At 66.1% G+C, this 22,468-nt stretch carries 24 protein-coding genes; 17 read left to right on the forward strand and 7 right to left on the reverse strand.

Annotated elements, in window-relative coordinates; all coding sequences use genetic code 11:
- Nucleotides 1-360 precede the first annotated feature (360 nt).
- The 16 genes from AC56LG_RS13620 to AC56LG_RS13695 all read left to right on the forward strand — a co-directional run bounded on the left by AC56LG_RS13620 (nucleotide 361) and on the right by AC56LG_RS13695 (nucleotide 15,569).
- Nucleotides 361-2,184 carry a sensor histidine kinase gene (locus AC56LG_RS13620; protein ID WP_497166613.1) on the forward strand — a complete coding sequence of 608 codons (1,824 nt, stop codon included), beginning with the start codon at nucleotides 361-363 and terminating at the stop codon, nucleotides 2,182-2,184.
- Nucleotides 2,181-2,582, forward strand: a complete 402-nt coding sequence (locus AC56LG_RS13625; RefSeq protein WP_497166614.1) for a response regulator — start codon at nucleotides 2,181-2,183, stop codon at nucleotides 2,580-2,582. Before AC56LG_RS13620 ends, AC56LG_RS13625 begins: the two co-directional genes overlap by 4 nt.
- Nucleotides 2,572-4,092: an HD domain-containing phosphohydrolase gene (locus AC56LG_RS13630; protein ID WP_497166615.1), complete on the forward strand. Its 1,521-nt coding sequence runs from the start codon at nucleotides 2,572-2,574 to the stop codon at nucleotides 4,090-4,092. The genes AC56LG_RS13625 and AC56LG_RS13630 overlap by 11 nt, the downstream gene beginning before the upstream one ends.
- Nucleotides 4,093-6,117, forward strand: coding sequence for an ATPase, T2SS/T4P/T4SS family (locus tag AC56LG_RS13635; RefSeq protein ID WP_497166616.1), 2,025 nt, complete (start codon nucleotides 4,093-4,095; stop codon nucleotides 6,115-6,117).
- A gap of 9 nt (nucleotides 6,118-6,126) precedes the next feature.
- Nucleotides 6,127-7,248, forward strand: a complete 1,122-nt coding sequence (locus AC56LG_RS13640; protein ID WP_497166617.1) for a type II secretion system F family protein — start codon at nucleotides 6,127-6,129, stop codon at nucleotides 7,246-7,248.
- Between the two features lie 129 nt (nucleotides 7,249-7,377).
- Nucleotides 7,378-7,935, forward strand: a complete 558-nt coding sequence (locus tag AC56LG_RS13645; RefSeq protein ID WP_497166618.1) for a prepilin-type N-terminal cleavage/methylation domain-containing protein — start codon at nucleotides 7,378-7,380, stop codon at nucleotides 7,933-7,935.
- A 14-nt stretch (nucleotides 7,936-7,949) separates the two neighbouring features.
- Nucleotides 7,950-8,531, forward strand: coding sequence for a pilus assembly FimT family protein (locus tag AC56LG_RS13650; protein ID WP_497166619.1), 582 nt, complete (start codon nucleotides 7,950-7,952; stop codon nucleotides 8,529-8,531).
- Nucleotides 8,528-8,971 (forward strand): type II secretion system protein, encoded by a 444-nt coding sequence (locus tag AC56LG_RS13655; protein WP_497166620.1) that lies wholly within the window; start codon nucleotides 8,528-8,530, stop codon nucleotides 8,969-8,971. The genes AC56LG_RS13650 and AC56LG_RS13655 overlap by 4 nt, the downstream gene beginning before the upstream one ends.
- Nucleotides 8,968-9,456, forward strand: coding sequence for a prepilin-type N-terminal cleavage/methylation domain-containing protein (locus AC56LG_RS13660; protein WP_497166621.1), 489 nt, complete (start codon nucleotides 8,968-8,970; stop codon nucleotides 9,454-9,456). Before AC56LG_RS13655 ends, AC56LG_RS13660 begins: the two co-directional genes overlap by 4 nt.
- On the forward strand, nucleotides 9,453-10,391 hold the full coding sequence (locus AC56LG_RS13665) for a DNRLRE domain-containing protein (protein WP_497166622.1): 939 nt from the start codon (nucleotides 9,453-9,455) through the stop codon (nucleotides 10,389-10,391). The genes AC56LG_RS13660 and AC56LG_RS13665 overlap by 4 nt, the downstream gene beginning before the upstream one ends.
- Nucleotides 10,392-10,403: 12 nt before the next feature.
- Nucleotides 10,404-11,570, forward strand: a complete 1,167-nt coding sequence (locus AC56LG_RS13670; RefSeq protein WP_497166623.1) for a GGDEF domain-containing protein — start codon at nucleotides 10,404-10,406, stop codon at nucleotides 11,568-11,570.
- Complete coding sequence (pilM, locus tag AC56LG_RS13675; protein WP_497166624.1) at nucleotides 11,567-12,670, forward strand: pilus assembly protein PilM; 1,104 nt, start codon at nucleotides 11,567-11,569, stop codon at nucleotides 12,668-12,670. Before AC56LG_RS13670 ends, pilM begins: the two co-directional genes overlap by 4 nt.
- On the forward strand, nucleotides 12,663-13,322 hold the full coding sequence (locus tag AC56LG_RS13680) for a PilN domain-containing protein (protein ID WP_497166625.1): 660 nt from the start codon (nucleotides 12,663-12,665) through the stop codon (nucleotides 13,320-13,322). Before pilM ends, AC56LG_RS13680 begins: the two co-directional genes overlap by 8 nt.
- Nucleotides 13,319-13,894, forward strand: a complete 576-nt coding sequence (locus AC56LG_RS13685) for a hypothetical protein (protein ID WP_497166626.1) — start codon at nucleotides 13,319-13,321, stop codon at nucleotides 13,892-13,894. The genes AC56LG_RS13680 and AC56LG_RS13685 overlap by 4 nt, the downstream gene beginning before the upstream one ends.
- Nucleotides 13,891-14,214, forward strand: a complete 324-nt coding sequence (locus AC56LG_RS13690) for a hypothetical protein (RefSeq protein ID WP_497166627.1) — start codon at nucleotides 13,891-13,893, stop codon at nucleotides 14,212-14,214. The genes AC56LG_RS13685 and AC56LG_RS13690 overlap by 4 nt, the downstream gene beginning before the upstream one ends.
- Nucleotides 14,211-15,569, forward strand: coding sequence for a type II secretion system protein GspD (locus tag AC56LG_RS13695; protein WP_497166628.1), 1,359 nt, complete (start codon nucleotides 14,211-14,213; stop codon nucleotides 15,567-15,569). Before AC56LG_RS13690 ends, AC56LG_RS13695 begins: the two co-directional genes overlap by 4 nt.
- Before the next feature lie 69 nt (nucleotides 15,570-15,638).
- On the opposite strand, the gene lipA is transcribed toward AC56LG_RS13695, so the two are convergent.
- The 7 genes from lipA to AC56LG_RS13730 all read right to left on the reverse strand — a co-directional run bounded on the left by lipA (nucleotide 15,639) and on the right by AC56LG_RS13730 (nucleotide 21,280).
- Nucleotides 15,639-16,625, reverse strand: a complete 987-nt coding sequence (lipA, locus tag AC56LG_RS13700; RefSeq protein WP_497166629.1) for a lipoyl synthase — start codon at nucleotides 16,623-16,625, stop codon at nucleotides 15,639-15,641.
- A 22-nt stretch (nucleotides 16,626-16,647) separates the two neighbouring features.
- Complete coding sequence (gene lipB / locus AC56LG_RS13705; protein ID WP_497166630.1) at nucleotides 16,648-17,340, reverse strand: lipoyl(octanoyl) transferase LipB; 693 nt, start codon at nucleotides 17,338-17,340, stop codon at nucleotides 16,648-16,650.
- Nucleotides 17,341-17,423: 83 nt separating this feature from the next.
- Nucleotides 17,424-17,714 carry a DUF493 family protein gene (locus tag AC56LG_RS13710; RefSeq protein WP_267874632.1) on the reverse strand — a complete coding sequence of 97 codons (291 nt, stop codon included), beginning with the start codon at nucleotides 17,712-17,714 and terminating at the stop codon, nucleotides 17,424-17,426.
- Between the two features lie 49 nt (nucleotides 17,715-17,763).
- Nucleotides 17,764-19,707, reverse strand: coding sequence for a DUF6600 domain-containing protein (locus AC56LG_RS13715; RefSeq protein ID WP_497166631.1), 1,944 nt, complete (start codon nucleotides 19,705-19,707; stop codon nucleotides 17,764-17,766).
- 218 nt (nucleotides 19,708-19,925) lie between these two features.
- Nucleotides 19,926-20,567 carry a LysE family transporter gene (locus AC56LG_RS13720; protein WP_497166632.1) on the reverse strand — a complete coding sequence of 214 codons (642 nt, stop codon included), beginning with the start codon at nucleotides 20,565-20,567 and terminating at the stop codon, nucleotides 19,926-19,928.
- Between the two features lie 85 nt (nucleotides 20,568-20,652).
- Nucleotides 20,653-20,937, reverse strand: coding sequence for an HU family DNA-binding protein (locus tag AC56LG_RS13725; RefSeq protein ID WP_192053947.1), 285 nt, complete (start codon nucleotides 20,935-20,937; stop codon nucleotides 20,653-20,655).
- A gap of 103 nt (nucleotides 20,938-21,040) precedes the next feature.
- The gene (locus AC56LG_RS13730) at nucleotides 21,041-21,280 is read right to left on the reverse strand and encodes a BrnA antitoxin family protein (protein WP_497166633.1); all 240 of its coding nucleotides are present in this window, start codon (nucleotides 21,278-21,280) and stop codon (nucleotides 21,041-21,043) included.
- A 212-nt stretch (nucleotides 21,281-21,492) separates the two neighbouring features.
- Between AC56LG_RS13730 and AC56LG_RS13735 the strand changes: the two genes are divergently transcribed.
- Nucleotides 21,493-22,434: a DUF808 domain-containing protein gene (locus AC56LG_RS13735; protein WP_497166634.1), complete on the forward strand. Its 942-nt coding sequence runs from the start codon at nucleotides 21,493-21,495 to the stop codon at nucleotides 22,432-22,434.
- Nucleotides 22,435-22,468: the final 34 nt, after the last annotated feature.

A 22,468-nucleotide genomic window follows, 5' to 3' on the forward strand; every position in this document is an offset into this window, starting at 1 on the left:
TCTTGGAGGTGATGTCTGGTTGTTATCACTATAGCGCGGATGGCGCGCAGCTCCTGTTCCACTACGAGTGTGTGAAAAAATCGCCAGGGCGGCGTTGCACCGCCTCGCCGTACCCACGTACTGTCTTCGGCGGCGCGCCTTGCCCTGACGATTTTTTCACACACTCTACGCAGCTGCGGTAGTGCTCCCCGCTTCACGATTCGTCCGAAAGTGTGTCCTGGTATCGACAAAAGTTTGACCGGAGGGGCGATCCGGGCAGAATGTTATTTTCCTTGAAGAAATTTTCAACTATAGTCTGCGCTTCCCCATCACTTACTGTCGACCTGCGCTCGTATGCAACGCCAGGCAGGACGCCCCAGAATGAAAAATAACAGGATCGGCCTGATTCTCGTCGGCTCCATGCTGGCCGTGATCGCCCTTGTCGTCACCCTGCTGCTGCAGCGCCAGCAGGCGGACCACGCCGAACAGGTGCGCGTGCAGGGCCTGGGCATGGTGCGTTCGCTGGCCGCGCTGCCGCTGGCCGTGCTGGCGCCTGGCACCGGCCAGCCGGGGGTGCTCGAATCGATCCTGGCCTACCGCGACAACCCGGACTTCGCCTATGCCGCCGTGACCGGCGCCGATGGCCGCAGCCTGGCCGAAGTGGCCAGCGCCGGCGCCCTGGTGCCGCCGAGCGCCCCGCTGGCGCTGACCGGTTTCGCCGAACGCGCCATCCCCGCCGGCCAGAACGGCCGCGCGATCCGCGAATTCCACGGCCCGCTGGCCAGCGCCGACGCGAAAACGCAAGTGCGGATCGGCTATTTCGAGCCGCGCACGCCGTTCGACATGAAGGACCTGCCCTTCTACGCGCTGATCGCGCTGGCCATGTTCCTGCTGGTGCCGCTGATCTACCTGGTGATCAAGCGAGAAATGGCGCCGCTGGCGGCGCTGGGCGAACAGCTGCGCTCGGTGGCGACACAGGCGGCTACCCAGGCACCCGTTGCGGCGGGCGACAGCGATGCCGACGTGCGCGGGCTGGCGACTAAACTGAATCGCTACATCGACCAGGCCAGCGCGCGCATCCGCGAACTCGAACAGGAAAGCGTGGCCAGCATGGCCAGCGGCAGGCTGCTCGAATACGGCAGCAACAAGATGCAGGCGGTGCTGCAATGCCTGCCCGATGGCTTGCTGGTGCTCGACCCGGCCGGCGAAGTCACTTTCGCCACCGGCAAGATCGAGCCGCTGCTGGGCGTGCCGGTGGCGGACGTGCTGTCGCAGCCGGTCGAGGCCTGGTGCCGCGATCCCGAGCTGCGCGCGATGCTGGCGCGCTTCAAGGGCGCGGGGCTGGATACGCGCAGCCAGATGACGATCGAATTCAATCCGGCCGGGGTGCCGGATAAACGCCTGTGGGCTACCGCCCAGGCACTGCTCGGGCACGCGATGGGTTACGGCACCCTGGTGGTGCTGCGCGACGCCACCCGCGAACACCTGGCGCGCCAGGCCGGCAACGATTTCGTCGCCCACGCCGCGCACGAATTGAAATCGCCGCTGAACGTGATCGGCATGTACGGCGAAATGCTGGCCGACGTCGGCGAAGACGATCCGGCGGTGCGGGTCGAAGCGATCAACGTGATCCAGGACGAAGTCGAGCGCATGAATTCGCTGGTCAACAACCTGCTCAACGTCAGCAAGCTCGAAATGGGCAGCATGCGTCCGGAACGCCATCGCGTCAAACTCGACGATCTGTTACGCGACGCCTGGCAGCAGGCCCGTACCCGCGCCGAAAGCAAGGGCATCCGCCTCGAACTGCAGGTGGCGCGCGAACTGGCGGCGGTCTCGGTCGACAAGGACCTGTTCCGCATTGCCCTGAACAACCTGCTCAACAACGCGATCAAGTACAACCAGTCCGGCGGCAGCGTGGTGCTGGCTGCCGACGAGGGCGACGCCGACGTCGTCATCGCCGTGCGCGACAGCGGCATCGGCATGAGCCCGGAAGACACGGCGCGCGTCACCGAAAAATTCTATCGTGTGCGCGAAACCGGTACCGAACAGCGCGGCGGCCACGGCCTCGGGCTGTACCTGACCAACCAGATTATCGAGCTGCACCACGGCCGCCTGACGATCGAAAGCGAGCTGGGACACGGCAGCGTGTTCGCCATCCACCTGAAGAAAATGCCGGCCCTGGTCGACGGAGGCCAAGTCTTATGAAAAGAACCATCCTGCTCGTCGATGACGAGCCGCACGTGATCCGCGTGCTGCGCCTGATGCTCGAACGCGAGGGTTACGACGTCCTGAGCGCGAACGACGGCAACGAAGCCCTCGACAAGATGAGCGCGCGCCGTCCCGACGTGATGGTGAGCGACATCCAGATGGCGGGCATGGACGGGCGCGAGCTGTGCCGCACCGCGCGCGCACGCTATCCCGACGAGACCTTCCCGATCTTCGTGATGACCTCGATGACGGCGTCGCAGGAACGCGAATGGGTACGCGAACTGGCGAACGTCGAATTCCTCGAAAAGCCGCTCAGCCCGCGCCAGCTGATCGCCCGCCTGACCACTTATTTCACCAACGCCGCCGCCCCGCAGGAGAACCCCAATGCCCACTAACATCCTGAACGACCTCGATTTCACGCGCCACGCGCGCTGGCTGCGCCGCATCACCGGCGTCGATTACGATTTCGCGGTGTGCGGCGCGGACGGTACCCTCGCCTTTTGCAGCCTGGCCGGCAGCGACATCGGCGCCTGGATCGCCGGCGCTTGCGCCGCCGGTTTTAACTGGCCTTGCGACGGCGAGGGCATGCAGCGCTACGATGGCCACGGCGCCACCCTGCTCTACATGGCGATCCACGGCAAGACCGGCCTGCTCGGCTACCTGGCGGTACGCGTCGCCAGCGAAGCGGCCGCGCCGACCGCCTGGGATGCCCTGGCCGAAACCTTCGAAGACATCGGCGCCGGTATCGCCGACGAAGCCGCGGCCAAGCGCGAACTCGACAACATGGCGCTGGAACTGTCCGAGCGCTATGAAGAACTGCACTTGGTGTACGCGATCGACAAGACCGTGCAGCAGCTCGAACCCGGCGCCGACCTGTTCCAGCGCCTGCTGCAAAGCTGGGCCGAGCACATGGATGCCGACGTCGCCGCCTTCGTGAAACCGGGCGAGAATTTATGCGTGCATGCGACGAACCTGTCGGCGCCGATCCACAACCTGGACCTGGTGCTGGTCGAGATGCGCGGCGACCTGTACCGCTTCACGCACTCGGCACGGGCGCCGATCGTCATCAACGACGTCGACGACCCGCGCCGCGCCTACATTTTTACCGACCTGCCTTTCAAACTGCTGTGCTGCCCGGTGATCCACGACCGCAGCGTGGTGGCGATCCTGGTGCTGGCGAACCACCTGGCGAAACCCGACTTTTCGAACAGCGACCGCAAGCTGGGCGAACTGCTGGCGAACCAGCTGTCGGGTCTCTCCAAAATGTACGGCATGCTCGCCGAGACGCAGAAATTCAACGACCAGATGGCGAATGCGCTGATCGAGGCGGTCGAAGCGAAAGACCCGTACACACGCGGCCATTCCGAGCGCGTGCACTACATCACGATGGAGATCGGCAAGGCGATGAACCTCGGTTCGCGCGATACCGACGACCTGTTCTGGGGTTCGCTGCTGCACGACGTCGGCAAGATCGGCATTCCCGATGCGGTGCTGTGCAAGCCGGGCCGCCTCACCGCCGACGAGTTCACGTTCATCAAAGTGCACCCGGAGCGCAGCTACGAAATCCTGCGCCACATCGACCGTCTGAAGGGTGCCGTGCCGGGCGCGCGCCACCACCAGGAAAAGTACGACGGCACCGGCTATCCGCACGGTTTGAAGGGCAACGACATTCCGCTGCATGCGCGCATCATCGCCGTGGCCGACACCTACGATTCGATCACCAGCTCGCGCGCCTACCGCGCCGGGCGCAGCCATGAAGTGGCGATGGCGGAAATCGCACGCGTGGCCGGCAGCCAGCTGGACCCGGCCATCATCAAGGTGTTCGAGGACGTCTGCGCCCTGGAGCCGGAATGGATCGCGCGTTTCAATATCGCGCGTGACCGCGTGCAGGAGCAGGCAGCCTAAATGAGCGACGCAGTCACCCGCAGCCGCATCGGCTCGATGACCTACCTGGCGCCGTCGATGGCGCTGGTCGCAAGCGATGCCATCGATGCGGTCGAGAGTGCGATCGCCGAGTGCATCGCCCAGCACCAGGTCAGCATCGTGCTCGACCTGGGCAAGGTGCCGCTGTTGTCCGGGCGCGCGCTGGAATTGACGATGCGCGCGGCCAACCGGCTCGGATCGCTGGGCGGCTGGCTGAAGCTGGCCTATCCGAGCCCGCTGCTGCTCGATATCCTGAAGGTGACCGGGGTCGCCGACCAGGTCGCGCTGTACGACGCACCGCAGGCGCCGCCGAAAGCGGCGCGCACCGGTACGCAACCCAAGCTGGGCGACATCCTGGTCGAGCGCGGCATCGTCACCGCCGTCCAGGTGGCGGAAGCGGCGCGCCTGCAGGAGCAGACCGGCAAGCGCATGGGTTTCATCATGGTCGAGAAAAAATGGCTGTCGGAGTCGGCGCTGTTCCAGGCATTGGCCGAGCAGCTCGACCTGCCGTTCGTCAGCCTGCGCGCCGGTTTGTACGATCCGGTGGCGGTCTCGCTGCTCGAACGCGACGTGGCCAAGCGCCTGAACGTGATCCCGCTGTTCGTGGTCGAGAACACGCTGACGATCGCCACTGGCGAACCGCAGGCGGTGCACAGCATCGACGAGATCCGCGCCCGCACGGGCTGCCGCATCCGCGTGGCGATGGCGCCGCCGCTGGATATCAACCGGGTGCGCGACGATGCCTACGGCGGCACCATGCCGGACTTTATCCACAGCGAGGCGAACGACCTGGAGCTGGTGGAAAACCAGATCCCGGACGACTACACGCAGATCGACCAGATGGCCGGCGCCAGCCCGGTGATCAACATGGTCAACGCCGTGATCCAGCGCGCGATCCACGACAACGCCAGCGACATCCACATCGAAATCTCGCGCAACAAATCGCGCATCCGCCTGCGCATCGACGGCATCCTGTACGAGGTCATGTCGCCGCGCCCCGAGCTGCATCCGGCGATCGTCTCGCGTCTGAAGGTGATGGCGCACCTGGACATCGCCGAACGCCGCCTGCCGCAGGATGGCCGCATCCAGGTGATGACGCAGGGCCGCTCGGTCGACCTGCGCTTTTCCTCGCTGCCCGGCATCTATGGCGAAAAGGTGGTGCTGCGCGTGCTCGACAAAAACCAGTCGATCCTCGACGTCGATAAACTGGGCATGAACCGCGGCGCGGTCGACACCTTTAAACGCCTGCTTGGGCGCAGCCACGGCTTGATCCTGGTGACGGGACCGACCGGTAGCGGCAAGACCACCAGCCTGTATGCCGCGATCAACTACCTCAAAAGTATCGAAAAGAACATCGTCACGATCGAGGACCCGGTCGAATACCAGCTCGACATCATCAACCAGAACCAGGTGAACGATGCGATCGGCCTGACCTTCCCGAAAATCCTGAAACACGTGCTGCGCCAGGACCCGGACATCATCATGGTCGGCGAGGTGCGCGACCGGCAAACCGCGGAAATCGCGGTGCAGGCGGCGCTGACCGGGCACCTGGTGCTGACTACCCTGCACACCAACGATACCCTGGGCGCGGTGGCGCGCCTGGTCGAGATGGGCGTCGAGCCGTACCTGCTGTCGTCGGCCCTGATCGGCGTGATGGCGCAACGCCTGGTGCGGCGCATCTGCCCGGGCTGTAAAACCAGCTACCTGGTGCCGCCTGGTGCGGCGGCCGCCTACGGCTACAAGGGAGAAGGCAATCTGAAACTCCTGAAGGGGCGTGGCTGCCCGGCCTGCTACGACTCCGGCTACAAGGGCCGGCTTGGCATCTACGAGCTGCTCGAAGTCGGCCCCGACCTGGCGCGCATGATCGTGGCGAACGCCAGCAAGGATGCGATGTCCCAGCACGTGGCCGGCACTGGCCACCGCGACCTGTACGCCGACGGCATGGAGCGTGCCTTTGGCGGCGACACCACGCCCGAGGAAATCTCACGCGTCGTGCATTCGTTATAAGGAGCGACGATGGCACTCGAATGGGATGACGCGCCTGCAGCGGCCGCACCGGCACAGCCGCTACGCAAGCCAGCCTGGCGCCTGACGTCCGGAGAGCGCATCGGCACTGCCGACCGCGTGATGTTCACCGAGCGCCTGACCCTGCTGCTGGAAACCGGGGTGCCGCTGCACGACGCCCTGCGCGCCCTGCACGAGCAGGCCGGCAAGCCGCGTCTGAAAGCGATCGTCGGTGAAGTCGCGGACGACATCGTCGGCGGCCAGCGCTTTTCCGAAGCCCTGGCCCGGCACCCCGATCTGTTCCCGCCGACCTACATCAACCTGATCGGCGCCAGCGAGGAAGGCGGCTTCCTGGCCGAGGTGCTCGAGCAACTGGTCGAGATGGACGAAAAACAGGAACGGCTGCGCAGCACGATCGTCTCGGCGCTGTCGTATCCGGGTTTCCTGATCGTGTTTTCGGTGCTGGTGGTGGTGTTCATCCTGGTGGCCGTGTTCCCGAAGTTTTCGGTCATGTTCGCGGCGATCTACGACGAATTGCCGGTCACGACCAAGGTGTTCATTTTCGCCAGCGAGGTACTGACCAAGCACGGCGCGCTGTTCGGCATCGGCATCCTGGCGTTTGCCGGCGGCGCATTGCTGGCGCTGCGCCGCCCCGACGTGCGCGAAGGACTCGACCGCATCAAGCTGCGCCTGCCCCTGGTGAAGGACATATTCATCAAGATCTACCTGACGCGCCTGATGCGCGTGATGGGCATTTCGCTCGAGCGCGGCGTGACGATCCTGGCCACGCTTGGCGCCTGCCGCGACGTGATCCCGAACGCCGAATTCCAGCGTTTTATCGGCGCACTCGAAGTGCAGGTCACCGAAGGCCGCGGGATTGCCGCCGGCTTTCGCGACAGCCACCTGATCCCGGTCAGCGTCAAGCAGATGATCGAGACCGGCGAACAGACCGGCACCCTGGGACGCGTGATGGGACGCGTCGCCGACTTTTACGAGCGCGACCTGACGCGCCAGCTGAACAGCCTGGCCAAGATGGCGGAGCCGGTGATGCTGCTGGTGATGGGCGTGCTGGTCGGGACCATCGTGACCTCGATCATCCTGCCTATTTTCAAAATGTCACGGGCTGTGCACTGAAAAACCACAATTGGAAAAAGTTAATGCGCATCGGCAACAAATGAATTGGTGGTTCATGTTACTCTTCGTTGCTACCCGTTAAGAACTTGCCTATTGGCAAGCCCTCCTTGGCCCACCTACTAAAAGACCATGACCTCTACTTTCCGCCGCCGCGCCGTCCAAGGCTTCACGCTCATCGAGCTCCTGATTGTCGTGATCATCATTGCCATCCTGGCGGCGATCGCGATTCCGCAGTTTTCGAACACCTCGGGCGATGCGCAGGAATCGGCGTCGATCGCCAACCTGACTACCATGCGCTCGGCTATCGAGCTGTACCGTGCGCAGCATAACGGTAACTACCCGTCCAAAGCACCGGTTGGAACAGCGCCAGTGACGGCTTGCCCTACCGCCGGCGCCACGACCGATAACGATGCCACCACGTTCGCTGACCAGTTGACCAAATACAGCAGCGCCAGCGGCCATACGTGCAGCACCCAGGTTGCCGGCTACATTTATGGCCCTTACCTGCGCGCGATCCCGGCCGAACCGCTCACCAACGCGAGTACCGTGCTCGTTGTGACCGACAATGCTACTACGCCACCAGGCGCGGCGACTTCCGGCTGGCGTTTCCTCAACACGACGGGCGCGCTCCAGATCAACAGCACCAAGCTGGCACGCGACGGCGTCACTTTGTTGTCGGCAAAGTAATCTAGCAGGCCATCGTGACGCATTGCTCCGCCGTGCGGCATGCCGGCGTCACGCTGGCCGAGATGCTCGTTGTCGTTGCCATCCTCGGCATCGTCGCCGTCATCGCCATCCCCCAGGCCTCTTCGCTGTCTCCCGCCACGACCGCCGATGCGGCCGCCGCGGAGATTGCCCGCGCCCTGCGCTTCGCCCAGCGCGAAGCGGTGCGCACAAATAATTTTTGCGTCGTCAGCATCGATACCGCCACCCAGGTGCTGCGCATCGACCAGCCGACTCCCGCGGGCAGCACCGCCCCGGCTACTCACCCGATCGACAAGCGCGATTACCGGCTCAGCTTTGGCAGCACCAGCATGCTACGCGCGACCATTGTGAGTTCCGTTTTCAGGTACGAAGGGGGTTTCGCCAGCAGTTATGCCCTGTTCGGTCCGGACGGCATGCCTGTGTATGTCGACAAGAGCGCGGTTGGCCAACTGTTTGGCTTTCTGCTCGGTACGCCGGAAATCAAACCCCTGAAGGAAGAAGGCAGGATCACGGTGCGCTACAACAACGTCGAACGCGTCGTGCGCATCGCCCCGGTGACGGCCAGGATCAGCCTGTGAGGTGGCCTGCAAACGCGTCCGTTCGGGAGCGCGGTTTTTCTTTCGTCGAAATCATGGTCGCCGTCGTCCTGCTGGCCATCTGCGCGGTGCCGATGGGCGACGCCATCCGGAACGGCATCATGGCCTCGTCGGCCGGTGTCGACAAGGCACGCGAACTGCGCTGCATGAAAAACACGATGGAAAGCATCCTGGCCGAGCCCTATCCAACTCTGTGGAAAGCCGCCAAAGGCCGGGACACGGCCGCCGACTACGCGCTGCCCGACGACGCATCGTGCGCCAACGTCGTGCGCACCCTGACGATTGCGCTGTACGAGCAATCGGGCAGCCAGCCACCTGCCCTGCTCACCTCAACCACGACGGCGCGCCGCGAATCGGCGCTGCTGTTCGTCTCGCTCGGCTCGGACAAGGGCTATGCGTTCGCCACCCTGGTGTCGCGATGAGCAAGACTCCCCTGCGCCGCGCCCATGGCCTCAGCCTGGTCGAACTGCTGCTTGGCCTGGCCATCACGGCGCTGATCATGGCGCCGCTGGTGCCGATGCTGGGCATCGCATCGAACGCCGCGCGCGCTGCCGATGACCAGGTTGCGCTGGAACGCGACGCCGACTTCGCCCTCGCGCGCATCGTCGCGCGCATCCGCGCCACCGCGCCGGCGCCTGACATGCAGAACAAACCGCCCAGCGAGTGGCTGAAACCCGATGTCGTCTTCAGCGCGATCATGAATCCCGACACCGGCGCCGGCGTGCTGGTCGAACAGCGGGGCAAGGAGACCTACGTCCTGACCGAGCCCGAATCGGTGACCAGTTTCGAGCTCACCATGCCGGTCGCCGAGGCCGCCCAGCCGGCCATCACGGTCAGCCTGAGCATGCAACGCGGCGCCGCCCGCACCACGGCGCTGGCCACCGTCCGCATGGGAACGGCGCGATGAGCGCCCGGCGCCAGCGCGGCCTCCTGCTGTTGCCCGTTGCCTTGACGCTGGCACTGATCGGCGCGCTCGCCTATACGATGGCCTACGACGGCAGCATGAACGTGGCCGACGTGGACGCCCAGTACGAGATCGAGCGCGCGCGCTACCTTGCCGCCAGCGGCGTCCAGCTCGCCCGATGGCGTGCGGCCAAGAACGGCTGCGACGAGGACTACGCCCGCTTCGGCACCATCAGGTTCCTGGACAGCAGCGGCGCCGCCCTCGGAAAGGTGACTGTCGATGCCGCGAACACCAAGTTGGACAACGGTATCCTGACGCTCAGCCTGACGGCGACCACCGCGCGCGACGCGGTACGTGCACTGACGCGCAAGGAACAGGTGATGAACCTGGCCGAAGTCAAGAATGCGACCATCATCGGCGCCGGCGACGACGACACCACCATCATCGACGGCATTACCACCAGCCAGAACAATGCCGACACCTTGACTGCGACCCAGGACAAGGCGCACCCGCTGGTCCTGTTCAGGATGCCGGGAGACCTCGACAAGGGCGCCGTGATCCAGGCCACCCTGAAAATCACCAAGAACAATGGCAACGCCAACCAGCCGGGCCGCGCGCTCGCCGTGCACCGCATCACGCGCGAGTGGAAGGCCAAGGAAGCGACCTGGGACAAGGCGGGCCCGGGTCCATGGACGACTCGGGGCGGCGACTACGTGCCGACGGCCAGCGACAGCGTCGTGATCGACCCCGGCAATGGCGCCTTCAACGGCGCCTATACCTGGCGCGTCGATGCGCTCGCGGACAGCTGGGCCAATCGCTCGGTGCCGAATTACGGCGTGCTGCTGAAACCGACCGCCCTGGCGAACGTGGCCTTCGTCAGTTTTAACGGCGGTAACAAGCCGGAACTGATCGTCCGCTTTTACAAGCGCTGTACATAACAACAACAAGCCATGAAAACAACCGCCTCCACTCTCAGCGCGCTATCCGGCGTCTGGTCCTGCCTCGATTTCGGCGCGCCCGAACTGCGCGACTATGCCGCCCCCGTGATCACGCGCGAAACCCGGCGCGGCGTCGCCCTGTTGAGCCTGGTTGCCCTGCTGTTCCTGGCGCTGGCCGCCGCCATGTCGGCCGCGTTCGCACTCGGCGGCGCCTACACCTATACGTATTCGGTGCTGTGCCTGCTGGCGCTGCACGTCTACCTGTCGAGCGCGAAGGTGGCGCAGCTGCGCGCGCTGTACCTGCTGGCGATGCTGCTGCTGGTGGTATGCGGCTCGTCGCTGGTACTGCTGGCGCAGCGCTCGGGCCACCTGCACGCGATGCTGCTCTTGAGCGTGGCGGTATTGATCATGCTGGTGCCCGTCGTGCCCTGGGGCCTGCGCGAAGCGGCGCTCACCACCGGCGCCATCTACCTGATGTTCACCGCCTCCACTTACCTGAGCCGGCTGCGCTTCGCCGCGCTCGACCTGTGGGTGCTGCAATGCCTGATGCTGGTGGCGGCCGTGATTTCGCTGGCGCTGGTGGCGCGTGCACTCGGCCTGCGCAAGCATGACCTGGCGCTGCGCTTCCACCTGGAGCAGGCCCAGCGCGAATTGACCGAACTGGTCAACCGCGACCACCTGACCGGCGCCTGGAACCGGCGCCACATCGAACGCGATTTCGACCGCGTGGTGGCGCACCACCATGGCGCCGGCGTGGCCTGCTGGTTCGGCCTGTTCGACATCGACCGTTTTAAAGCGATCAACGACACTTACGGGCATGGCTGCGGCGACGAGGTGCTGCGCGCAGTGCATGCGGCCTTTGGCGGCCTGGCCGGCGACGTCGAATACCTGGCGCGCCTCGGCGGCGACGAGTTCGCGCTGCTGGTGTGCGGCGCCGACGCGCCGGCGCGGGTGCAGGCGGCGCTGGCATCGATCGCCGGCAAGATGGCGTGCACGGTGCGCTGCGGCGTGCAGCCGACGGTCAGCCTGGGCCTGGTGCAGCTGCCGCGCGCAGGCCGCATCGGCTTCGACGGCGCCTATAAGCTGGCCGACGAATTGCTGTACGCCGCCAAGCGCGCCGGCGGCAATGCGGTGCGCGTCAGCGCGCCGGGAGAATCGGAAAAGGCGGTAGTCACATGAAGTCCTGGCTCTCTTCGCTGGCAAACAAAAGTACGGCGCCCTCCCCGATCGGCCTGGATTTCGCCGCCCAGCGCCTGAACATGGTGCAGACCGCCACCACGCCCGGCGGCCTGGCCGTGCGCGCGGCGCTGTCGCTGCCCTATCCCGTCGAGCGCGCCCAGTTGCTGGCGGACCGGCGCCGCCTTAAAACCTTCGTGCGCGAGGCATTGGCCGCCGCGCCCTTCGCCGGACGGCGCGTGGTGTCGGTGCTGGCGCCGAGCGAGGTGCGCATCCTGCCGCTGACGGTGCACGTGCCGGGCGGCCAGAGCGAAGGGCAAGCCGTGGCCAAGGCGGTGCGCGAGCAGCTCGGCGCTGCCGCCGCCGAATCGGTGGTCGATTACTACCAGGTGCGCAGCGTCGAGGCGGCCGGCCCGGAAAAGCAGGTGCTGGCGGCGGTGGCGGCATCGGCCAACGTGCTGGCCTACCTCGAGACGCTGGGCAGCGCCGGCCTGGAACCGGTGGCGCTCGACATCGGCCCGGCCGCGATCGCACGCCTGCTGGCGGCGATGCAGGAAGATTTCGACCAGTCGGTCCTGTTGATCAATTTCGGCGCCAGCAAAAGCTATCTCACCGTGATCTGGGGACGGCGCCTGATGCTTGACCGCGAGATCGACTTCGGAGAAATGCAGCTGGTCGACCGCCTGTCGCGCGCGCTTGGACTGAATACCGAAGTGGCGCTGGCGCTGCTGCGCGAGCACGGCATCGGCACCCCGGCCGGCGCCCAGCATGGCCCGAACGGCGCCGCGCCCGACATCGGCCGCACGCTGCGCGAGATCCTGCACCAGGAATTCGCGGCGCTGGCCGAGGAACTGGTGCGCACGCAAGTGTACGTGGCCTCGCGCACGCGCGGCAGCGCGATCAGCCGCGTCTACCTGAACGGCAGCGTGGCGCGCTACCGCCATATCGAACAACGGGTCGAGGAACTGGTGCGCCTGCCGGTCGAACTGCTCGACCCGATGCGCGCCTTTAGCGGCACGCCGCTGTCGGCGCCGGTCGGCAGCGACACCCACGGCATCGCCCTGGCGGCCGGACTGGCATTACGGAGAGAAGTACGTGGCTGACATCGACATGATCCCGCGCAGCTACCGCGAGGGCGTGCGCGTGCGGCGCACGTTAACGGTGTATGGCAGCGCGCTGGCGCTGCTGCTGGTGGCCGGTGGCGGCGCCAGCGCGCTGCTGCACTGGCGCCTGGCGCTGGAAACGCCGCGCCTGGAACAGAGCCGCACCGCCTCGGGCCAGGCCAGCGCGCTGCGCACCCAATTGATCAACGCCCAGGCACGCAAGGATCTATTAGCCGACAACGTCGCGGCCCTGGCCGCCCTGCGGGGCACCGGCGAGGTGACGGCACTCGCGGCCAGCGTGGACGGCGCGATCAACGACGGCGTCTGGTTCGACGGGCTGCGCTTGTCGCGTTCCCAGGAATTGCTGCAGGCGGCGCCACCCGCGCCGCTGCCGGCCGGCGTGGTGCAGGCGCGCGGCACGGCCGGCGCAGTACAGGGCGCAGTACAGGCCTGGCGCCTGGGCAGCCAGATCGAGATCGCCGGCCAGGCCCTCGACAACGCTGCCATGACGCGTTTCCTGGCGGCGTTGTCGAGCGATCCGGCGCTTGCCGACGTGCGCTTCCTGAACAGCAGCACGGCGCCGGCCGCTGACGGTGGCGCCGTGCAGTTCAGGGTCGCCGCGTCGCTCGTCAAACAGGAGAACAAACAATGAGCACCATGCACCCTACCCTGCTCCACAAGGCGGCCGCGCTGCCGCCGCGCCAGTTGCACCTGATCGGCGCCGGCCTGCTGCTGGTCGTGGCGGCCGCACTCTGGTTCTATGCGCTGCGCGCGCCCTTGACTGCCTTGCGCGCGGTCCGCGCCGAGCAGGCCCAGCTGGAACTGGCCGGCACCGACCCGCGCCCATTCGCGCTGCAGCTGGCGGCGCTCGCGCAGGACACCGAACTGCTCGCCAAACGCCTCGGCGGCGCCCCCGCGGGCGGCGCGACGCAATTGCAGGTGCGCCTGATCGGCGAACTGGGCGCGCTGGCACAGGCCGAGGGCGTCACCCTGCACGGCATCGTTCCCGCGCCGGACGAGATGGTGCTGGCCTTTGTCCAGAGCGGCTTCGACGCCGAGGCCAGCGGCCCGTATGCCCGCCTGCTGGCGTGGATGGCGGCGATCGAGCGCGCCCAGCCGAACCTGTCGATTGCCGCTTTCGAGATGCACGCGGCGGCGACGCCGGGCCACGTGACCATGAAAATACGCATCGCGGCATTCCGGCCGCAGGAAGGCACACCATGAAGCGCATCTTGAGTGCGGTCCTGGCGTTTGCACTGGCGAGCGCCGCCGCCGCGCCGGCGCCGCTGCGCGATCCGTTCGCGCGCCCTGCCGCGCCGGTCCGCGCCGCCGAACCGGAGGAGCCGACGCCGCAAGCGTTGCCGCAGCTGCGCGCCGTCATGGTGACGCCGGGGCGCGCACTGGCAAACATCAATGGCCAGATCCTCGCCGTCGGCGAGTGGTTCGGCGATTATCAACTGATCAAGGTGGAAGAACGCGGCGTCACGCTCGCCAAGCGTGGCGTCATCAGCGTTCTGGTACTGAACGAGGCAATACGCAAATGAAGCATACTGTTTATCACCTGGCCGCCGCGGGGGTGTTGTGCGCCGCCGCGCTGCATGCCACCCCCACTACCGCTGCCGAGCCGCAAACGGCGCCCGCGCAGCCGGCCACCGCCGTGTCGTCGACGACCACGCCGCCGAAAATCGCGCCGACCTCGTTTGTCTTTCGCGATACCCCGATCGCCGAGCTGTTCGAAATGATCTCGCGCCACGAGCGGGTCAACATCATGCTCGGCAAAGGCGTGACCGGCAACGTCGCCGTCAGCCTGTACGACATGACGCCGCGCCAGGCGATCTACGCAATCGCAGAAGCCGGCGGCTACCAGGTGCTCACGCGCGACAACGGCTACGTGATCGTCAACCCGGCGCAGCCGGCGGCCGAGGTGGTGCCGGGTGGGCAGATGGAAGTGCGCGCCATGAAGGTGCTGTATTCGGAACCGCAGCTGGTGGCCGACATCCTGGCGAAACATGTCGGCCGCGGCGGCAAGGTGACGGTACTGCCGGCGCGGCGCATGGTGGTGGTCGAGGACACGCCGGAGGGAATCAAACGCATCGCCGCGCTGCTGCGCGAGATCGATACCCAGCCGCAGCAGATCATGATCGAAGCGAAGATCCTCGAGATCACGCTCGACGACAACCAGAACTTCGGCATCGAGTGGAACAAGGTTTTTAGTGGCGACGGCGGCACCGACATCAGCAATATCGGCACCCGCGGGCTGGTGCCGCCCGGCGGACCGGGCTTCGTCTTCAACCTCGTCAACAAGAACGTCGACGTCTACCTGAATGCCCTCAGCAACAAGGGCCGCGTGCGCACGCTGGCGACTCCGAAACTGCTGACCCTGGAAAACCAGGAAGCGACGACGAATGTCGGCGACAAGCTGGGGTACCGGGTGACGACGACGCTCAACAACATCACGACGGAGACCATCGAATTCCTCGAGACCGGCGTGATCCTGCGCGTAACGCCCTCGGTCGACAACGACGGACGCATTGCGATGCGGGTGCGCCCGGAAGTGAGTTCCGGTACCTTCCTGGGCGGCATCCCGTCGAAGAAGACGACCGAAGTCAACACCCAGCTGGTGGCGGAAAACGGTCAATCGATCCTGATCGGCGGCCTGATCAAGGCGAATGCGGGCCTGCGCCGCACCGGCGTGCCGCTGCTGGGCGACGTGCCGGGCTTGGGTAAACTGTTTTCGAACAGCGAGCAGACCGGCAGCTCGACCGAACTGATCGTCGTGATCACGCCGCGCATCGTGCCGACCCACGCCGTCGGCGCCGATGCGCAGGTGGTCGAACGGGTGCAGCGCAACGAAAAAGAATTGAACGACACCTTCAAGGGGACGGCGACCCTGCAGTGAACGTTTGGCTACGCCATGAAAGACGGCCTCCGCGGAGGCCGTTTTTATTTGTGCTGCGAGCCGGATCGCTTACGCCGCCACGCCCGCGTTGTGCGCCTGCACGTCCGCATGGTACGAAGAGCGCACCATGGCGCCGACGGCGGCATGGACAAAGCCCATCTCGTAGGCAGCTTCCTCGAATTTCTTGAATTGTTCCGGGTGCACATAGCGGCGCACCGGCAGGTGCGAGTTCGACGGCGCCAGGTACTGGCCGATGGTCAGCATTTCGACGTTGTGCTCGCGCATGTCGCGCATCACCTGCAGGATCTCTTCGTCGGTTTCGCCGAGGCCGACCATGATGCCGGACTTCGTGACCGCGTTCGGATACAGCGCCTTGAAATCGCGCAGCAGTTCGAGCGAGTGCTTGTAGTCGGCGCCCGGACGCGCTTCCTTGTACAGGCGCGGCACGGTTTCCAGGTTGTGGTTCATCACGTCCGGCAAGCCGTCGGCGAAGATCGCCAGCGCTTTGGCCAGGCGGCCGCGGAAGTCCGGCACCAGCACTTCGATCTTGGTGTTCGGCGACAGCGCGCGCGTCTTGCTGATGCACTCGACGAAGTGGCCGGCGCCGCCGTCGCGCAAATCGTCGCGGTCGACCGAGGTGATCACGACATACGACAGGCGCAGGTCGGCGATGGTCTTGGCGAGATTGCCCGGCTCGTTGACGTCGAGCGGATCGGGACGGCCGTGGCCGACGTCGCAGAACGGGCAACGCCGGGTGCACTTGTCGCCCATGATCATGAAGGTGGCCGTGCCCTTGCCGAAGCATTCGCCGATGTTCGGGCAGCTCGCTTCTTCGCAGACGGTGACCAGGTTGTTGGCGCGCAGGATGTCCTTGATTTCGTAGAAACGCGAGGACGCCGTCGCCGCTTTGACGCGGATCCAGTCCGGCTTTTTCAGGCGCTCGGCGTCGGCGATCGGTACGATCTTGATCGGGATGCGCGAGGTTTTGTTGGCGCCCTTCTGTTTGTCGGTGGCGTTGTAGGCGGGATTCAGACCGGTATCGGTGTCGGTAGTCATGTCGCTCTAGCCCAGGCGGGCTTCAGTTGGTTTGTTCGGTTGTGGCGGGCGCCAGGTGCTGCACGAGTGCGTGCGCCAGCGCCTGTTGTACGTCCGCCAGCGGCGCCTCGATGCCCATGGTGCGCATGTCGACGGTGGAGAGGCCGGAATAGCCGCAGGGATTAATCCAGGTGAACGGTTGTAAATCCATCGCCACGTTCAGCGATACGCCGTGATAGGTGCAGCCGTTGCCGCGCACTTTGAGACCCAGCGCGGCGATCTTCGCGCCGCGGCGCGGGCCGGCGGCAATGTAAATGCCGGGCGCGCCGGCAACGCGTTCACCGCCGAGATTATACGCCGCCAGCACGTCGATGACCGCCTGTTCGATTTTTTCCACAAATTGCCGCGCATACAACTTGCCGCCCGGCTTGTTGCGGCGTAAATCCATCAGCAGATAAATGACGACCTGGCCGGGACCGTGGTAGGTCACTTCGCCGCCGCGGTCGGTTTGCACCACGGGAATGTCGTGCTGCGGCACGCCGGGTCCGGCCAGCAGGTGGCCGCGGTCGGCGCCCAGGCCCAGGGTGAACACCGGCGGATGCTCGACGATCCAGAGTTCGTCGGGCGTCTCGGGGATGCGCGCATCGGTAAACGCGCGCATCCCCGCAAACACGGGTTCGTAGTCGGCACAGCCCAGCGCGCGAATCAGCGGGCTGGCGGGGCGGGTGGGGTGCATGGGATCCGGTGGGAAGGTGGACAGCCCCGACATTATATGCCAGTGCCGGGCGGCTTGCCCGGCCCCCTCGCCCACGAGACAACTTACATAACGATCTTGACCATCGGATGCGCCGACAAGGCGCGGTATAAATCGTCGAGCTGGGCGCGGCTGGTGGCGCGCACGGTGCAGGTCAGTCCCGTGTAGTTGCCCTTGCCGGACGGACGCACTTCCATGCGGCCGTCGTGGAAGGTCGGGTCGTAGCCGCAGACCACTTCGACGATCGTGGTCGGGAAGGCGTCGTGCGTCGGGCCCATCACCTTGATCGGGAAGTCGCTCGGGTATTCGATGAGGGAATCTTTCGGGTCCATGATGGCTCCTGTGCAAAACGTCATTGTAGCCAATGCGCGACGGGCGCGTGAAACCGCGCCCGCCATCAGCGCATCAGCGTTCCATCTGGCGTACGCCGTCGCGCTGGCGCGGACCGTCATTGCCGCGCCAACGCGGCCCCTCGTGCCGCGCCGGTGCAGCCTGGGGCGGCGCCATGGCGGGCGCGGGGGGCGGGCTCGGCATCGCCTGCGCCGGCGCTGGCGCGGCCGCCGCCTGCCGTTGCATCTGCGCCTGTGCTTGCGCACGGGCCGCGGCCGCTTCCATCATCCCGGCCGCACCGCCACGCTGTTGCTGGATAAACGGTTGCGGTTGCGGTTGCGGCTGCGGGACCGCCGGCGCTGCGGCGCCGCTGGCCGGCGCGGCGTCGCGCCGTTGGCCGAAGCCACGCTGGCGCCCGCCATCCTCGAAGGCGCCGCGTTCTTCGCGGCCATCGCGGCCGCGCCAGTCGCGCTGCCGGTCGGGCTGGGGAACGGTCGTGATCACGCCCGGCTGGCGCACGAAGCCCGGTTGCGGCGACTGCACCACGGTGGGCGGCGCCGTCATCAAGGGTGCGGCCGGCACCGGCTGGGCGGCAGGAGGCTGGCCCTCGCGTCCGGCCGGGCGGCCATCGCGGCGCCAGCTGTCGTTGTCGCCGCGGCCCATGCGCGGCCCATCCGGACGGCCGACGCCATCCCCATCGTTGCCGCGCCGTTCGCCGATGCGGCCATCGCGGCCATCGCGCCCATCGGCACGGCGCGCATCGTCGCCATTACGCTCGCGCCAGCCGCGCGGTACCGGCGGCTGGGCGCCCGGCGCCGCCTGCCAGTTCGCCGGCGGCGTAGCGCGTGGCTCGTGTTTGACGACGACCTCGCCGCGCTGACCAAAACGGTCTTGCGGCACCACGGTGAGGCCACGCTGGCGGTAGTCGTGACCGCCGTCGCGCTTGCCGTCATGGCGGCCCTCATGATTATTCAAGCGCCGTAAACGCTTGTCCGACAGGCGGTAACCGGGCACGAAGCGATCCCGCGGCGACAACGGATACCAACCCTGGGCGATCGCCGTCCCGGCATTGATGCTCCAGCCGGCGCCGCCGACCCAGCCGACCAGGGCCGGCGCCCACACCGGATGGCGTTCGAGGCGGCCCGGCGCCCAGGCCCAGCGGTTGTTGACGTGGACCCAGCGCCCATAGTGGAAGGGCGCATAGCCCCAGGGTGCATTGTCGACCCAGGTCCAGCCCCAGGGCGCCACCCAGGTCCAGCGGCCGTCGCGGTAGGGCACCCAGGTCGAACCCACCGCCGGCAGCCACAGGGCGCCGTATTCGCTGTCGTCGCGCCAGCTGCCGTAGCGGTCGAGGTCTTCGTAGCCGGTCATCTCGGCCGGCACGTAGCGGGTGGCGCGCACGGCCTCGGTGTCGCGGTCGCGCGCCAGCGCCCAGTCGTCGAAGGCGTCGGCCAGCGCTTGCGTCGTGCGCAGGTCGCTGCCCTGCACCTCGGCGCTGCGCCCACTGCGCACGGTCAGGCGCTCACCGCCGCCTTCGACGGTCGCCACGCCGTCGAACACGCCGACGCTGCTGGTATCGCGCACACGCTCGGCATCCACGCGCAGCCGGCCCGGCCCCTGCAGCAGCACGCGCGCCTGTGGCGTGGTGAGCTCGAAACCGCCGGCCACTTCGGCGTTGACGACGCGGATGCTGGCGCTGCCGTAGTGCAGGCGCAGGCGCAACTGCTCGTCGTCGAGCTGCAGCACTTCCAGCGCCGAGTCGCCGTCGAGGCGGATCGCGGTCGAGCCGACCCGCAGTTCGGTGCGCGCGCCGGGCGCCGTGGAAATGGTCTGGTTCGAGGTGACCGGCCAGTTCACCAGCGCGGCATTCGCGGTCTCGCCGGCGCTGCTGATGCTCACTTGCCCTTGCGCCAGGGCGACGCGGCCGACTCTGGCCGGCGGATCTTCCTGCGCATGCACGACAGTGGAGTGAACCGCCAGCGCCAGCAGCGTTGCGGTGGTGAGTAGACGGAGTGTCATCGAAAGCTCCAGGCGGTGGGGACGGAATGCGTCGACCTGATTACACCGCACGCGGGCAGGCCACGACAACCGGGGTTACAGACGGTTGCACATCGTGCACAACCGAAACATGCCGACGCACTATCCGCGGCGCCTGAGACGGCCCTCAGGGCAAGGCGCGGCGTCGAATACAGTACGTGAGCACGGCGAGACGATGCAACGCAGCCATGGGGGTCGTATCAGGCGCCGCCTGCGCGCTTCACGAAGAACAGCATCGAACCGACGACGACCAACACCGCGCCAAAGAACCGGTTCTGGATGCGCATCGCGCGCGGATCGCGGAACAGTCTCTGCATCGAGGCGGCCAGGGTCGCGTAACCGTGCATCACCAGGCTGTCGATGGTGACCATGGTCACGCCCAGGATCAGCAGTTGCGGCAGCAGCGCCGCATCCTTTGAAATAAACTGCGGCAGCACCGCGACCATGAAGATGATGCCTTTCGGGTTGGTCGCATTCGTCAGGAAACCGGTCAGCACGCGCTTGCCGAACGAGGGGTGCGCGGCCAGGCCGGCACTGCTCGCCGTCGGCCCGGCCTCGGCTTTCGAGCGCCACTGGGCGATGCCGAGATAGATCAGGTACAGGGCGCCGATGATTTTCACGACCAGGAAGGCGGTGGGCGAGGCCAGCAGCAGCGAGCCGACGCCGGCGCCGGCGATCGCCAGTACCAGGATCAAGCCGAATTGCAGGCCGAGCACGGTGGCGCTGGCTTTTTTGACGCCATACGCCAGCCCGTGCGACATCGACAGGACGGCACCGGAGCCGGGAGAAATGGCGATCACGGTGCCGGCGATGACGAAGGCGAACCAGGTAGCGAATGACATGTTGAAACTCGGGGAAACGGACGGGCGGGGAACAGGAGGGAAATGGCGCGCGGCATTGTGCCGCCGCGCCATGCAGGCCTACGAATTACTTTTTGCGTGGGTTGACGGCAGCCTTCAGCGTGGCGCCGGCCGAGAAACGCGGGGTCTTCGATGCACCGATCTTGATGACCTCGCCCGTCGCCGGGTTGCGGCCCTTGCGCGCTGCGCGCTTGGTGATCGAGAAGGTACCGAAACCGGTGATACCGACCGTGTCGCCCTTTTTCAGACGCTCGGTGATGATCTCGATGATCGTGTTGACCGCGCTGTTGGCAGCGCTACCGGACATCTCGGTACGCTTGGCAAATTCCGCGATCAGTTCGCCTTTTTTCATGGTGCCTCCGGGGTTGAAAGAGCGGAAAGAGTAGCACAAATGTTTGCCACTTGTAACTTTCCCGTACCCTTCAAGCGGACGGCCATGTTTCAAGGCGCGCCCGTCACAGCAGGCTCGGTTCGATGCCGGCCGCCGCCAGTCGGGTGCGCAGGGCAGCGTTGATCAGGGTCTGGTAGCCGGTGCCGCAGCGCTCGGACAGGTTGCGGAATTCGTCCAGCACTTCGTCGTCGAGATAGATCGTGATGCGCGTCTTGCGTTTCGGCGGACGCGTGCGGCGCAGCGGGGCAGCGCTCTGGCCGTGGGTCGAATTCGGGGTGTCGCTGGGGGTCGGTGTCATCATCATGGTCTCCGTCGGCAAGGGCGAGGCTGGGATCAGGGCGGTAGGTGCGCAGCCTTCGATACTGACTATACGTATGCCGGCCGGAACCCACGTTGCCAAAGCGACGAGCTGCAGATTTTCGGGCGTGAAACGCATTTTATCGCGCTGAACCGTGTGGCCGCGCCATCGGCCCTCGGTTAAGATGCTGCCATATTGCTAATTCTCAGGAGTAGGTTATGGCTGCAGGCAGTTTGCTCGCTTTACTCGACGATATCGCCACCGTCCTCGACGACGTGTCCGTGATGACCAAGGTGGCGGCCAAGAAGACCGCGGGCGTGCTCGGCGACGACCTCGCCCTGAATGCCCAGCAGGTGACGGGCGTCGATTCCTCGCGCGAACTGCCGGTGGTGTGGGCGGTCGCCAAGGGGTCCCTCTGGAACAAGGCGATCCTGGTGCCGGCGGCACTGCTGATCTCGGCCTTCGTTCCCTGGCTGATCATTCCATTGTTGATGATCGGCGGCGCCTTCCTCTGCTTCGAGGGGGCGGAAAAACTGGCCCATAAATTCCTGCACAGCCCGGAAGAAGACACGGCCCACAAGGAACGCCTGGCGGCGGCCGTGGCTTCCAAGGAAGACCTGGTCGCGCTCGAGAAGGACAAGATCAAGGGCGCGGTGCGCACCGATTTCATCCTGTCGGCCGAGATCATCGTGATTTCGCTGGGCACGGTGTCGCAGATGCCGTTCATGCAGCAGCTGGCGGTGCTCGTCATCATCGCCCTGGTGATGACAGTCGGCGTCTATGGCCTGGTGGCCGCCATCGTCAAAATGGACGACGCCGGCTTGTACCTGACCCAGAAATCGAGCGGTGCAGCCCAGGGCCTGGGCCGCATGCTGCTGGCGCTGGCGCCGCGCCTGATGAAATTCCTGGCGATCGTCGGCACCGCGGCGATGTTCATGGTCGGCGGCGGCATCGTCAGCCACAACTGGGCATTGCTGCACCATTACTCGGAAGGTTTTGCGACCGCTGCGGGCAACGTGCCGGTCATCGGCGGCGTGTTGCATGCCATCGGCCCGGTGCTGTTCGATGCCCTGGTCGGGATCGCGGTCGGCGTGGTGGTGCTGCTCGTCGTTACCCTGATCAACAAGATGCGCGGCAAGAAGCCTGCCCTTGCACACTGAACCTCACATTGAGGCCCGACAGGCTGATTTTCCT

The sequence above is a fragment of the Telluria sp. ZB2R32 genome, assembly GCF_059685715.1.

Bases quoted from the DNA above. Each gene is read 5' to 3' on its own strand.
- AC56LG_RS13620 (WP_497166613.1), top strand. From the start codon at position 361: ATGAAAAATAACAGGATCGGCCTGATTCTCGTCGGCTCCATGCTGGCC.
- AC56LG_RS13625 (WP_497166614.1), top strand. From the start codon at position 2,181: ATGAAAAGAACCATCCTGCTCGTCGATGACGAGCCGCACGTGATCCGC.
- AC56LG_RS13630 (WP_497166615.1), top strand. From the start codon at position 2,572: ATGCCCACTAACATCCTGAACGACCTCGATTTCACGCGCCACGCGCGC.
- AC56LG_RS13635 (WP_497166616.1), top strand. From the start codon at position 4,093: ATGAGCGACGCAGTCACCCGCAGCCGCATCGGCTCGATGACCTACCTG.
- AC56LG_RS13640 (WP_497166617.1), top strand. From the start codon at position 6,127: ATGGCACTCGAATGGGATGACGCGCCTGCAGCGGCCGCACCGGCACAG.
- AC56LG_RS13645 (WP_497166618.1), top strand. From the start codon at position 7,378: ATGACCTCTACTTTCCGCCGCCGCGCCGTCCAAGGCTTCACGCTCATC.
- AC56LG_RS13660 (WP_497166621.1), top strand. From the start codon at position 8,968: ATGAGCAAGACTCCCCTGCGCCGCGCCCATGGCCTCAGCCTGGTCGAA.
- AC56LG_RS13665 (WP_497166622.1), top strand. From the start codon at position 9,453: ATGAGCGCCCGGCGCCAGCGCGGCCTCCTGCTGTTGCCCGTTGCCTTG.
- AC56LG_RS13670 (WP_497166623.1), top strand. From the start codon at position 10,404: ATGAAAACAACCGCCTCCACTCTCAGCGCGCTATCCGGCGTCTGGTCC.
- pilM (WP_497166624.1), top strand. From the start codon at position 11,567: ATGAAGTCCTGGCTCTCTTCGCTGGCAAACAAAAGTACGGCGCCCTCC.
- AC56LG_RS13685 (WP_497166626.1), top strand. From the start codon at position 13,319: ATGAGCACCATGCACCCTACCCTGCTCCACAAGGCGGCCGCGCTGCCG.
- AC56LG_RS13690 (WP_497166627.1), top strand. From the start codon at position 13,891: ATGAAGCGCATCTTGAGTGCGGTCCTGGCGTTTGCACTGGCGAGCGCC.
- AC56LG_RS13695 (WP_497166628.1), top strand. From the start codon at position 14,211: ATGAAGCATACTGTTTATCACCTGGCCGCCGCGGGGGTGTTGTGCGCC.
- lipA (WP_497166629.1), bottom strand. From the start codon at position 16,625: ATGACTACCGACACCGATACCGGTCTGAATCCCGCCTACAACGCCACC.
- lipB (WP_497166630.1), bottom strand. From the start codon at position 17,340: ATGCACCCCACCCGCCCCGCCAGCCCGCTGATTCGCGCGCTGGGCTGT.
- AC56LG_RS13710 (WP_267874632.1), bottom strand. From the start codon at position 17,714: ATGACGTTTTGCACAGGAGCCATCATGGACCCGAAAGATTCCCTCATC.
- AC56LG_RS13715 (WP_497166631.1), bottom strand. From the start codon at position 19,707: ATGACACTCCGTCTACTCACCACCGCAACGCTGCTGGCGCTGGCGGTT.
- AC56LG_RS13720 (WP_497166632.1), bottom strand. From the start codon at position 20,567: ATGTCATTCGCTACCTGGTTCGCCTTCGTCATCGCCGGCACCGTGATC.
- AC56LG_RS13725 (WP_192053947.1), bottom strand. From the start codon at position 20,937: ATGAAAAAAGGCGAACTGATCGCGGAATTTGCCAAGCGTACCGAGATG.
- AC56LG_RS13730 (WP_497166633.1), bottom strand. From the start codon at position 21,280: ATGATGATGACACCGACCCCCAGCGACACCCCGAATTCGACCCACGGC.
- AC56LG_RS13735 (WP_497166634.1), top strand. From the start codon at position 21,493: ATGGCTGCAGGCAGTTTGCTCGCTTTACTCGACGATATCGCCACCGTC.